We start from the raw sequence: 12467 nt of genomic DNA, 5'->3' as shown, positions 1-12467 counted from the left end.
GGGATGGTTTGTTGGAGGAGAAAACTTATGAATATCAAAAGACGTCTGCTTTTGGCGGCTTTCGCCTTGTCGTCTGCCCTTCCCACCTATGCACATGCTGAAGGCCTGATCGCGATTATTACGCCGAGCCACGACAACCCGTTCTTCAAGGCCGAAGCCGTGGGCGCAGAGGCGCGCGCCAAGGAGCTGGGCTACGAGACGCTGGTTCTCGTCCATGACGACGATCCGAACAAGCAGTCGGAAATGTTCGACACCGCGATCGCCCGCGGCGCGGCCGCCATCATTCTCGACAATGCCGGCGCCGATGCGACCGTCGCACCGGTGCAGCGCGCCAAGGATGCCGGCATCCCCTCCTTCCTGATCGACCGCGAGATCAAGGAAAGCGGCATCGCCGTCAGCCAGATTGTATCCAACAACTATCAGGGCGCGCAGCTGGGTGCCGAAGAATTCGTCAAGCTGATGGGCGAGGCGGGCCCCTATGTCGAACTGCTCGGCCGCGAAGCCGATACCAATGCCGGCATCCGCTCCTCCGGCTATCACGACATTATCGACCAGTATCCGGACCTCGAAATGGTGGCCCAGCAGTCCGCCAACTGGTCGCAGACCGAGGCCTATGAGAAGATGGAAACCATCCTCCAGGCCAATCCGAACATCAAGGGCGTGATCTCCGGCAACGACACCATGGCCATGGGCGCATGGGCGGCGCTCGAGGCAGCCGGCCGCACCGACGTCATTGTCGTCGGCTTCGACGGCTCCAATGACGTGCGCGATTCCATCATGAAGGACGGCATCAAGGCGACCGTGCTGCAGCCGGCCTACCGCCAGGCACAGTTCGCCGTCGAGCAGGCCGACCAGTACATCAAGACCGGTTCAACCGGCCAGCCTGAAAAGCAGCTGATGGACTGCGTCCTGATCACTGCCGAAAATGCCGAAAAGCTCGAAACTTTCGCCCTTTCGAACTGATCGAGGCGGGTCCGGCATGTTTGCCGGACCCGACCATCACCGAAATCTTCCATAGGTGTGATATGCACGCGATGAAACTGTCGGCGGCGCTGCTTGCGCTGTTGCTGCCACTCGGCGGCTGCAAGCTGGTGCCCACGGACAAGCCAGCCGCCGAGACTGCCGAGGCTCGGACCGACGAGGCCCGCATGGCAGCCTATGCCGATGAGAACTGGTCGGAAAAGGTCCTGCCCGTCATCGCGGAACACACCGTTGACTATGCAAAGCTGCGGCAGGCACTCGCCGCCAGCGTCGAATCTGCAGGCGATGAATACGGTCTAAGGCCCGAAGGCGAAGCCAATCCCTGGAACTTCGTGGTCAGCGGCGAAGGCCAGGTGACCGAGGCGAAGCTCGACAGCCGCGCGGCCAAGATGCAGGTCGACATGAATGGCGACGGCAAGCCCGACGTCACGCTTCAGATCGGCCCGATCATCCGCGGGACGGCGCTGCGCGATGCTATGCCCTTTATCGTCTTCACCGATTTTCGCGATCAGATCGAGTTTGCCAAGCTCGCCCGCGCCATGAATGAAAAGGCACACGCCGAACTCGATGTTCCCGAGGGTGATGTCGTGGGCAAGACGGTTGCCTTCACTGGTGTCTTCACCCTGCGCAGCGTTGATGAGCAGCCTGAGATCGTCCCCACCGCCATCGAGGTCAAGCCATGACCGATCAGCATCCGGTCGGATTGAAAATCATCGGCGGCACCAAGGTCTATCCGGGCACGGTGGCGCTGAAAGCGGCCGATTTCGAACTGCGCATGGGCGCCGTCAATGTGCTGGTCGGCGAAAATGGCGCCGGCAAGTCGACGATGATGAAGGTGATCGCCGGCGTCGAGCAGCTCACTCAAGGCCGTATCGAGATGGATGGTGAGGAGGTTCGGTTCACCTCGACCGATGATGCCGAGCGCCACGGTATCGGCATGATATTCCAGGAGCTCAACCTCTTTCCCAACCTGACCGTCGCCGAAAACATCTTCATGGCGCATGAAAAGACCCGCTTCGGCTTCGACATCGATGCCGAGCAGCAGCGGGCGGAAACCCGCAAGCTGATGAAGCGGCTCGAACACAGTATCGATCCCGATACGCTGGTCGGCGACCTCAAGGTCGGCCAGCAGCAGATCGTGGAAATCGCCAAGAGCCTGGCGCGCAAGGCGAAGATTCTTATCCTTGACGAACCCACCTCGGCGCTTTCGGCGACCGAGGTCGAGATTCTCTTCAAGGTGATCGCCGAGCTGAAGGCAGAGGGCGTTGGCCTGGTCTATATCTCCCACCGCATGGACGAGCTGATCCGCATCGGCGACTACATAACCGTCCTGCGCGACGGCGCGATCACCGGCGCCCGCTCCATGGATGGCGTCGACGTGCCGTGGATCGTGCGGAGCATGATTGGCGAGAGCTCGAAGGATTTCGCCAAGGAAATCGAACATCCCTATGGTGAAGAAGCCCTCAGGGTCGAAGGCATGAGATTGCCGGATTCGGGCGGCGGCTTCGTGGTCGACGGCGTCTCCTTCAGCCTGCGCCAAGGCGAGATCCTGGGCATTTACGGGCTGATGGGCGCAGGCCGCACCGAACTCCTGGAAACCATCATCGGCCGCCATCATCTGGCCGACGGCGATGTCTGGGTCGTTGGCAAGAAGATGGGCAGGCCGCGCGTTTCCGATCGCATCGCTCACGGGCTGGCGCTGATTCCCGAAGACCGCAAGCATGACGGCCTGGTGCAGATCCTGTCGATCCGCGAGAACATGACGCTGAGTTCGCTTGGTGCAGTCACAAGCGGCTTTCACATGAACCTCAAGGCCGAAAGGAGCCGGGTGGCAGAATTCGTCAAGCGTATGATGATCAAGATCGCCTCCCCGGAAAATCCGGTCTCGTCTCTTTCCGGCGGCAACCAGCAGAAGGTGGTGATCTCCAAGGCGCTGATGACGGAACCCAAGGTGCTGCTGATGGACGAGCCCTCGCGCGGCATCGATATCGGCGCCAAGGCGGAAGTGTTTCGCGTCATGCGCCAGCTCGCCGCCAAGGGTCTCGGCATCGTTTTCGTCACATCGGATCTGGAAGAAGTGCTCAGCCTGTCCGACCGGATCATCGTGATGTCGAACGGCCGGATCACGGGATCATTCAATCGCGACGAGGCGACCGACACCAAGCTCGTCCAGGCCTCGGCCGCCGGACACAACCCGGATTCGCCACCCGCACAGTTGCACAGGAAGACCGCATAATGACCGACATCACCTCAAACGGCGCCGCGGCGGCCCCGAGCAACGCATTGCTGACGCTGATGAAGGCCAGAACCTTCATTGCGCTCATCCTTGTGTTCGTCTTCTTCGCGATCTTCGCTCCGAACTTCCTGTCGACCGCGAACTTCGTGATCATGTCGAAACATGTGGCGCTCAACGCCTTCCTGGCGATCGGCATGACCTTCGTCATTATTTCGGGCGGCATCGATCTCTCCGTCGGTTCGATCGTCGGCCTCTGCGGCATGGTCGCCGGCTATCTGCTCTTGAACGGGATTGATCTCGGCATCGGCTGGACGGTGCAGTTCAACACGCTGGAAATCTGCCTGATCGTGGTATTGGTCGGCATCGCGATCGGCGCGCTGAACGGCTTCTTGATAACGAAGCTCAATGTCGCCCCCTTCATCGCCACGCTCGGCACGCTCTATATCGCGCGCGGCGCGGCGATGCTCTCGAGCGGCGGCGAAACCTTTCCGAACCTCACCGGCAGCGCCGAATACGGCTCGGCGAGCTATCGCTTCATCGGGTCCGGCGCGTTTCTCGGCATACCGGTCTCGATCTGGATGCTCATCGTCGTCGGGCTTCTCGCAGCCTATATCGCCAAGCGCACGCCGCTCGGCCGGTTCATCTATGCGGTGGGCGGAAATGAACGCGCGGCCGGGCTTTCGGGCGTGAAGGTCACCTATGTCAAATATTTCGTCTACATGTTTTCCGGCTTGTGCGCTGCGCTGGTCGGCATCATCATTTCCTCCCAGCTCGTTGCGGCCCATCCGGCGACCGGCGATACGTTCGAGCTGAACGCCATCGCCGCTGCGGTTCTCGGCGGAACCTCGATGTCCGGCGGGCGCGGCAAGATCGGCGGCACCATCATCGGCGCCTTCGTCATCGGCGTACTCTCCGACGGGCTGGTGATGATGGGCGTTTCAGCCTTCTGGCAGACCGTCATCAAGGGCGTCGTCATCATCGCCGCCGTGGTCATCGATCAGGCCCAGCAGCGGGTTCAGGCACGGGTCGCGCTGCAGGCGCAGGCCGCTGTCGGCAAGTAGGAAGAGGACATCATGAAAGGCGCTCTCATCGGCTGCGGCTTCTTCGCCCGCAATCAGCTCCACGCATGGCGCGATATCGACGGGGTCGAGATCGTCGCGATCTGCGACCGGGACGAAGGCCGGCTCGGCGAAGCAGGCGATCAGTTCGGCATTGCACGCCGGTACACCGATGCGAACGAAATGTTCGCCGACGGCGGTTTCGATTTCGTCGATATCGCCACCACCGCGCCCTCGCACCGCCCCCTGGTCGAGGCGGCCGCCAGGGCTGGTGTCCACATCATCTGCCAGAAACCGTTTGCGGAGAACATGGCGGATGCCCGCGCCATGGTGGAAGCCGCCGATGCCGCCGGCAAAGTGCTGATGGTTCATGAGAATTTCCGCTGGCAATCGGCGGTGCGCGCAGCCATCGATGCGCTGCGTCAGGGCGTGATCGGCATGCCGTTCTTCGGCCGCGTCTCGTTCCGCTCCGGTTACGACGTGTATGCCGGCCAGCCCTATCTGGCCGAGGGCAAGCGCTTCATCATCGAGGATCTCGGTATCCATATCCTCGATATCGCCCGGGCCCTGTTCGGCGAGGTCTCCACGATTACCGCCAGCACCAAACGGGTCAACCCGAAGATCAAGGGTGAGGACGTCGCGACCATGCTGTTGGTTCATCGCGGCGGTGCCACCAGCGTGGTCGACTGCTCCTATGCCACCAGACGCGAACCGGAGACGTTTCCGCAGACACTGCTGGAAATCGACGGCACCGGGGGCACGCTGCGGCTCGATGCCGATTACCGGCTGACGATCCAGGCCGCCGGTGAAAACGAGACCCGCGACGTTGCCCCGCCGGTGCTTTCCTGGGCGGAACGGCCCTGGCACAACATCCAGGAAAGCGTCGCCATCATCGAGCAGCACTTCATCGATTGCCTGAGGGAGGGGCGCGTTCCCGAAACCTCCGGCGCCGACAATCTCAACACCCTCGCCCTGGTCGAGGCCGCCTATCTTTCGGCCGCCGATGGCCGCACCGTCAGACTGGAGGAGGTGTGAGCGATCCCGTTTCCCTCTACGGTACCAGCCTGAAGCCCGCCCCCCTCGAGCGGCTGCGACAGGGCGACGTGACGGTGACCTTGCAGGATGGCGCGCTCCGCCATCTCGCCGTTGGCGGAACGGAAATCATCCGCTCGGTCGCCTTTCTGGCGCGCGATCGCGACTGGGGCACGATCGTGCCGGATGTCGGCGCGATCAGTCGCAACGAGAATGGTGCGCTGCGGCTCGACATCCCGATGGCGTTTCGCTCGAGCGGCGCCCGGCTCGATGTCACGGTCAGCATCATTCTTGCCGCCGACCGCCTGAGGGTCGAGGCCGAAGGTCGCGCTGTCGGCAATTTCGAAACCAACCGGGCGGGCTTTACCGTATTGCACCCGATCGAGGGCGTCGCCGGCGCGCCGGCACGTCTGACCCATTCCGCGGGAGGCGTCGAGGACGGAGCCTTTCCGGACCTGATCGAGCCGTGGCAGCCGTTCATGGATATCGCGTCGCTGGAACACCGCGCCAACGGTTTCGTGGTGCGGACCGCATTTAGCGGCGACATCTTCGAGATGGAGGACCAACGCCAGTGGGGCGATGCGTCTTTCAAGACCTATAACCGTCCGCTGGCGCTGCCATGGCCCTATGAGATCGCCGATGGCGAAACCCTGTCGCAATCGGTCGAGATCACCTGGGAGGCCGATGCCACCGCCGCGGCGCCGGCCATCTCAAAGGGGCTGAAGGCGGCCCGGTTTCCCGAAACGGCGCTGTTGCTGACGCCCGAAGATGCTTTGCGGCTGGCCGCAAATCGCGAGGACTTCGACATCGTCAGCCCGCAACGCCTGCTCTGCCATGTCGATGCGTCGATCGCCGCCGCGGGCCCGCAGATCGCCGCCTTCGCCGCACTTCAGGCGGTGCTGCCGCAGCCGGCCTATGATCTCGAGCTGATCTGCCGGTTCGATGGCGACCGGCGTCCTGCGGAGGAACTGGCGGCGCATGCGGCCGCGATGGCGGAATCCGGATTCGCGCCGGCTTCCGTGTTCGTCTGTCCCTCGGTCGATCGGCAGTCGACCCCGCCGGGCTCGGAATGGCCGCCCTGCCCGCCGCTGGACGAAATCCATGCGGCGGCGGCCGAAGCCTTTCCCGATGTCGCGCGCGGCGGCGGCATGGCGAGTTTCTTTCCGGAATTGAACCGCAAGCGACCTCCGCTCGAACACCTCGACTTCGTCACCCACGGGCTCTGCCCGATCGTCCATGCGGCAGACGATATCTCGGTGCTGGAAACGCTGGAGACGGTCCCCCATATCGCCCGTTCGGCACGGGCGATCATCGGCGATCGTTCCTATCGCATCGGCCCGGCGACGATCGCCATGCGGCAAAATCCCTACGGCGCGCGCACCATCCCCAATCCCGCGGGCAGCCGGGTGTGCATGGCCGATTACGATCCGCGCCATTTCGCGGCCTTCGCCGCGGCCTATGCCCTGGGGCTGGCCACTGCCCTGGCGCCATACGACGTGGCGGTCTGGACACCGTCCGCGCTCTATGGTCCGCGCGGGATTTTCTGTGACGACGGTACCCCCTCCCCGCTTGCCCGGGTCCTGAAGGCGCTTGCCGGTTGCGCGGGACAGGACGTCCTCTCCACGCGGATCGAGGGCGGCCTGGCACGGCTGGCAATTTGGGACGGCCACGAATTCGCGGCCAACCTCACCGACCGGACACTCGACGGCCTGCCGCCTTTCGGCTGGCGCTGAAGCCGCTTCGGCGGAGGAGGCCGCAGTTCTGGGTATAAGGGCGAATGTGGGTGTGCCGGGACTCAACTAATTGCGGCGAAAGCATTATCTTTTGAACGACTACATCGACAAAACCGGAGAGCATCGCGCGATGAACAGGGCACAGGCAGGCGAGAAGATCGTGCGCCGCAAGCTATCCGACCAGGTTCTGGAACGGATGCATGACATGATCCGCAGCGGCGAGCTGAGGCCCGGAGACTACATGCCGTCGGAGCGAAGCCTGATGGAGCGTTTCGGCGTGGGCCGGCCCGCGGTACGCGAGGCGCTGCAATCGCTGCACAACAGCGGCCTGATCACCATCAATCACGGCGAGCGCTCGCGGGTGAAGGAAATCAACCCGGCGACGATCCTGACCCAGTCGGACGAGCTTGCCCGGCTGGTGCTGAGCGCCGCGCCCGCCAATCTCGACCACCTCAAACATGCCCGCCAGATGTTCGAGCTCGGCATGGTGCGGGTCGCGGCCGAAAAGGCGAGCGAGGCCGATATCGCCGAACTCCGCGACCTCGTGGCGCTGCAGCGCAGCCAGCTCGGCGATGCGACCGCCTTTATCGGCACGGACATGAAGTTTCACCGCAAGATCGCTTCGCTCACCGACAACCCCATCATCGTTTCAGTCTCCGACGCCATGCTCGGCTGGCTGTTCGAATATCATGTCAGCCTGCTGCACCGCTCCGGCGGCGAAGAGCTGACGCTGGCGGAACACGAGAAGATCGTCGAGCACATCTCCGATCATGATGTCGCCGGCGCCATCGAGGAAATGCGCGCTCACCTGGAGCGCACCCGCGACGTCTTTCAGATGAAGAACGGTTTGGCCTAGGCTTTCGCCCTTCTCACAAGGGCCGCTATCGCGGTCCGCCGCCGTCACGGATCCAGCCGAAAAAATCTTCCGAGCCCATCTGCCCTCCCTTGAGCGCGATCTGAAGGCCATCATGCGGGCCCTCGCTGTGGCAGGAAGAGAGCGCTGCGCCGGGAATTGTCGGCGCCAGAGCCTCAAGCGCCTCGATGCCGAGCGCGCGCATGCCATGGCCGGACGTATCGCCGCCGGAGATGACGGCGCGGCGGAGGCCCGATTGCCGCAGCACCTGGTCGAGAACACGGCCGAGCGCCTTGCCGATCCGGGCATTGGCGGCTTCGAAATCGAGCGAGGACGCGGAAAGTGCGGTCTTGAAGCCGGCAACGCGCGGATCGTCGGGACCTTCGGCAGACGTCACCAGAATGCTCGCGCCTGTCGAAATCGCTTCCAGCGCCGCTCGGGAGGCGCGGGCGATCTCCGCTTCGAGCATCGAAGCGTCTCCCACCACGCTTGCCGCGTCGAAACCGATGATTTCAAATCCATTGGCCGCCGACCAAGCGATCTGCCGGGCGGTACTCGGCGAAACCGAGCCGGAGATCGCGGCGATCTGCTTGACGGCCCCTGCACTCTTGGCAGGCGGCGCCACCGCAATCTCGCCGGTTTCCTGCCAGTGCCGTACGAGCGCATATTCCAGCCCCTGCGAACCGACGGCAAGCCTCAGGCGATCGCGGTTCTCCCAGATCAGCCGGCCGACCGCCAGTTCGCTGGCAGCCTCCATGTCGTCGAGCGAGATGATCTTCGCCCCGGCGGCAATCGCCTGGTCGAGCATGGCTGTCGCCGAACCGGACCACAATGCCTCGAGATCGATCAGCGCGGAGGGAAGGTCCGTCTGGCGGGCCAGATGGCGCAGAAGGTCCGCCTCATCCATCGGCGTGACCGGATGGCGTGCCATCACCGGATGGCGATCGAGCCGGAACACCCCTTCGAAGATCCCGGCATAGAGATGGCCGAAGGACTGGTAGCGGCGCATCTGCGGGGCCGCCGTTACCAGCGGAACGGCCTCGGAGGCGCGGGTTTCGAGTGCGATCTCGATGGCGCGGCCGATATTGCCCGCGCTTGGCGAGGAATCGAAGGTGGAGCAGATCTTGTAATGCAGAATCTCCGCCCCGGTCGCATCGAGCCAGGCGAGCGGCGCCGGCAGATTGGCCGTCATCCACTCCGGTCCATGGCTGCGGGCGGTCGAGGCGATTCCGAGTGCATCCGCGTCCGCGAAGCGGCGGGCCAGTGCCGGGCTCGGCACATCGGAGAACAGCACCGCCTTCAGTCCCGCAAAGGCCAGCACCTCCATGACGGCGGCCGAACCGGTGAAGTCATCCCCGTACCAGGCCAGTCTGGGCCTCCCGCTGCCTGCCATGCCCTGATGCGCTCCTGTTTGCAAAAATGGATCAAACGTTGATTGACATTATCAGTTACATATTATCTGATCATACCAGATAAACAAGACATGACCCATGGAAGGTAGTGTAAGATGACGAAAGTCGCATTGTTCGGGGCTGGCGGCAAAATGGGCGTTCGCCTGTCGGTCAATCTGGCAAAGACCGATTTCGAGGTGCGCCATATCGAAGTCAGCGATGCGGGCAAGGCGCGGCTGAAGGCGGAAGTGGGGGTCGAGGCTGTGGATGCTGCGACCGGGCTCGCCGGCGCCGAAGTGGTCATCCTTGCGGTACCGGATACGGTGATCGGCAAGGTGGCGGCAGGGGTCGTGAAGGACCTCGCCCCCGGCACCATGGTTGTCATCCTCGATGCGGCCGCGCCCTTTGCAGGCCACCTGCCCGAGCGCAACGACATCACCTATTTCGTGACGCACCCCTGTCATCCGCCGATCTTCAACAATGAAGCGACCGAAGCCGGCCGCAAAGACCATTTCGGTGGCGTTGCCGCCCAGCAGGGCGTGGTCAACGCTCTGATGCAGGGCCCGGAAGAGCATTATGCGCTCGGCGACGCGATCGCCAGGGCCATTTACGCACCGGTGGCCCGCACCTATCGCGTGACCGTCGAGCAGATGGCACTACTCGAACCCGGCCTTTCGGAGACCGTCTGCGCCTCGCTGCTGGTGGTCATGCGCGAGGCCATGGACGAAGTCGTCGCCCGCGGCGTGAGCTATGATTGTGCCCGCGACTTCCTGCTCGGACACATGAACATTCTCGGCGCCGTGATCTTCGACGAGGTCCAGGGCCAGTTCTCCGACGCCTGCAACAAGGCGATCGAATTCGGCAAGCCGGCGCTGATGCGCGACGACTGGAAAAAGGTATTCGAGCCGGACGAGATCGCCGCCAGCATTCAGCGGATCACCTGATCGCGGCATTCGGATCTGGCGATACAGGAAAGGCCAGGACGGACGTCTCGACGCAATTCGGAAACGTTCAGGCGCCGTGTCGAATTGCGTTCCTGCTTTCTCGTGCGGGATCTGAACGAGGAGCGCTTTTCTTTCCTCGACTGAGGACGTTCGTGGCGACAGGAGGGTGTCACGATGCTTGGCCGGGATCGCGAGGTCAGGGCAGCGGAGCAGGTCATGCCCTTCCCCCCTGCGCGATAAGGGCGAGGTCATTGGCACCGGTCGAAGCCGGAGCTCCCATTGCCAGCCGTCCCCATAAACGTGAGAAAGCCCCGGCGGAGTTCGCACGGGGCTGACTGTATCGAGAAGCTATTGGATTTGGTTGCGGGGGCAGGATTTGAACCTGCGACCCGTTGATCCGGCAGGCAGTTGCGGAGCAAGTGCCGAGAGGATTTCAGGTTATGAGCCACGGACGCAAAATGCCCCGGCGGAGTTCGCGCGGGGCTTTGTCTTTATCGAGAAGCTATTGGATTTGGTTGCGGGGGCAGGATTTGAACCTGCGACCCGTTGATCCGGCAGGGACTTGCGGAGCAAGTGCCGAGAGGATTTCAGGTTATGAGTCACGAACGCAAAAGGCCCCGGCGGAGTTCGCGCGGGGCTTTGTCTTTATCGAGAAGCTATTGGATTTGGTTGCGGGGGCAGGATTTGAACCTGCGACCTTCAGGTTATGAGCCTGACGAGCTACCGGGCTGCTCCACCCCGCGTCAAAAGCGATTGACGCTTTTGACGCAGCACTGGCAGGCAATTGCGGAGCAAATGCCGGGAAGTGCCGCGCCGGACTGCGGTTCTGCTTTGCCCTGAGGAGATTGTGTTGCAGGGCTCGCATTTGAGAAGATTTGACGTTGTGTTTTGCAGACCTGGCAGCGACCTACTCTCCCGTGTCTTGAGACAAAGTACCATTGGCGCTGGGGCGTTTCACGGCCGGGTTCGGAATGGGACCGGGTGCAGCCACCCCGCAATAACCACCAGGTCGGCAAAAAACAACGTGTATGAGAAGCTGGTTTTCTGTGTTGGCGTGTTTCATCCGCGGAGGATGAACATGAGCCCCTCATCCTTTGGATGAGCACAAGCAATGAGAACGATTCAAGCCGATCGAGCTATTAGTACTGGTAAGCTTCACACGTCACCGCGCTTCCACACCCAGCCTATCAACGTGGTAGTCTTCCACGACTCTCAGGGAATACTCGTTTTCAGGTTGGTTTCCCGCTTAGATGCCTTCAGCGGTTATCCATTCCGTATATAGCTACTCTGCTATGCCCTTGGCAGGACAACAGATCCACCAGAGATACGTCCATCCCGGTCCTCTCGTACTAGGGACAGATCCTGTCAATATTCCTACACCCACGGCAGATAGGGACCGAACTGTCTCACGACGTTCTGAACCCAGCTCACGTACCGCTTTAATTGGCGAACAGCCAAACCCTTGGGACCTGCTCCAGCCCCAGGATGCGATGAGCCGACATCGAGGTGCCAAACAACCCCGTCGATATGGACTCTTGGGGGTCATCAGCCTGTTATCCCCGGCGTACCTTTTATCCGTTGAGCGATGGCCCTTCCACACGGGACCACCGGATCACTATGACCGACTTTCGTCTCTGCTCGACTTGTCAGTCTCGCAGTCAGGCAGGCTTATGCCATTGCACTCGTCGAACGATTTCCGACCGTTCTGAGCCTACCATCGCGCGCCTCCGTTACTCTTTAGGAGGCGACCGCCCCAGTCAAACTACCCACCATACACTGTCCCGGACCCGGATGACGGGCCGCGGTTAGACATCCACGAAGATAAGGGTGGTATTTCAAGGATGGCTCCACGCGAGCTGGCGCCCACGCTTCAAAGCCTACCACCTATCCTACACATGCCTTGGCGAATGCCAGTGTAAAGCTATAGTAAAGGTGCACGGGGTCTTTCCGTCTGACCGCAGGAACCCCGCATCTTCACGGGGAATTCAATTTCACTGAGTCTGCGTTGGAGACAGCGGGGAAGTCGTTACGCCATTCGTGCAGGTCGGAACTTACCCGACAAGGAATTTCGCTACCTTAGGACCGTTATAGTTACGGCCGCCGTTTACCGGGGCTTCGATTCAATGCTTGCACATCTCCTCTTAACCTTCCGGCACCGGGCAGGCGTCAGACCCTATACGTCGCCTTGCGGCTTCGCAGAGCCCTGTGTTTTTGATAAACAGTCGCTACCCCCTGGTCT

Annotated in this window: 9 protein-coding genes, 1 tRNA gene and 2 rRNA genes (1 of these 12 cut by a window edge); 8 read left to right on the top strand and 4 right to left on the bottom strand. The window is 62.2% G+C overall.

All coding sequences use genetic code 11. The features are described from left to right. The first annotated feature begins 27 nt into the window (after positions 1 to 27). From E2A64_RS14220 to nanR, 7 genes are all read left to right on the top strand, one after another. Positions 28 to 963, top strand: coding sequence for a D-ribose ABC transporter substrate-binding protein (locus E2A64_RS14220; protein WP_133285171.1), 936 nt, complete (start codon positions 28 to 30; stop codon positions 961 to 963). A 20-nt stretch (positions 964 to 983) separates the two neighbouring features. Next, positions 984 to 1664, top strand: a complete 681-nt coding sequence (locus tag E2A64_RS14215) for a DUF2291 family protein (RefSeq protein ID WP_244598303.1) — start codon at positions 984 to 986, stop codon at positions 1662 to 1664. Next, entirely contained in the window at positions 1661 to 3217 is a 1557-nt protein-coding gene (locus E2A64_RS14210; RefSeq protein ID WP_133285170.1) for a sugar ABC transporter ATP-binding protein, read from the top strand. The genes E2A64_RS14215 and E2A64_RS14210 overlap by 4 nt, the downstream gene beginning before the upstream one ends. Further along, positions 3217 to 4278 carry an ABC transporter permease gene (locus E2A64_RS14205; protein WP_133285169.1) on the top strand — a complete coding sequence of 354 codons (1062 nt, stop codon included), beginning with the start codon at positions 3217 to 3219 and terminating at the stop codon, positions 4276 to 4278. The genes E2A64_RS14210 and E2A64_RS14205 overlap by 1 nt, the downstream gene beginning before the upstream one ends. Before the next feature lie 12 nt (positions 4279 to 4290). Continuing rightward, complete coding sequence (locus E2A64_RS14200) at positions 4291 to 5310, top strand: Gfo/Idh/MocA family protein (RefSeq protein WP_133285168.1); 1020 nt, start codon at positions 4291 to 4293, stop codon at positions 5308 to 5310. Beyond that, entirely contained in the window at positions 5307 to 7040 is a 1734-nt protein-coding gene (locus E2A64_RS14195; RefSeq protein ID WP_133285167.1) for a D-apionate lactonase family protein, read from the top strand. The genes E2A64_RS14200 and E2A64_RS14195 overlap by 4 nt, the downstream gene beginning before the upstream one ends. A gap of 130 nt (positions 7041 to 7170) precedes the next feature. Continuing rightward, on the top strand, positions 7171 to 7896 hold the full coding sequence (nanR, locus tag E2A64_RS14190) for a transcriptional regulator NanR (protein WP_133285166.1): 726 nt from the start codon (positions 7171 to 7173) through the stop codon (positions 7894 to 7896). Positions 7897 to 7921: 25 nt separating this feature from the next. Here nanR and E2A64_RS14185 read toward each other — a convergent pair whose 3' ends face one another. Then, complete coding sequence (locus E2A64_RS14185) at positions 7922 to 9286, bottom strand: four-carbon acid sugar kinase family protein (protein ID WP_133285165.1); 1365 nt, start codon at positions 9284 to 9286, stop codon at positions 7922 to 7924. A 114-nt stretch (positions 9287 to 9400) separates the two neighbouring features. Between E2A64_RS14185 and E2A64_RS14180 the strand changes: the two genes are divergently transcribed. Continuing rightward, a complete protein-coding gene (locus tag E2A64_RS14180) occupies positions 9401 to 10228 on the top strand; it encodes a phosphogluconate dehydrogenase C-terminal domain-containing protein (protein ID WP_133285164.1) in 828 nt (275 codons plus the stop codon). Positions 10229 to 10894: 666 nt separating this feature from the next. Here the strand turns inward: E2A64_RS14180 and E2A64_RS14175 are convergent. The 3 genes from E2A64_RS14175 to E2A64_RS14165 form a co-directional block, all read right to left on the bottom strand. Next, positions 10895 to 10971, bottom strand: a tRNA-Met gene (locus tag E2A64_RS14175). 151 nt (positions 10972 to 11122) lie between these two features. After that, positions 11123 to 11237: ribosomal RNA gene (rrf, locus tag E2A64_RS14170) — 5S ribosomal RNA — on the bottom strand. A 109-nt stretch (positions 11238 to 11346) separates the two neighbouring features. Continuing rightward, positions 11347 to 12467: ribosomal RNA gene (locus E2A64_RS14165) — 23S ribosomal RNA — on the bottom strand (it continues 1676 nt past the right edge of the window).

It is taken from the genome of Pseudohoeflea suaedae (assembly GCF_004354915.1).
GTDB classification, from domain to species: domain Bacteria; phylum Pseudomonadota; class Alphaproteobacteria; order Rhizobiales; family Rhizobiaceae; genus Pseudohoeflea; species Pseudohoeflea suaedae.
Note: the sequence above shows the minus strand (reverse complement) of the source record. Positions and strands in the feature narration are given on the sequence as shown.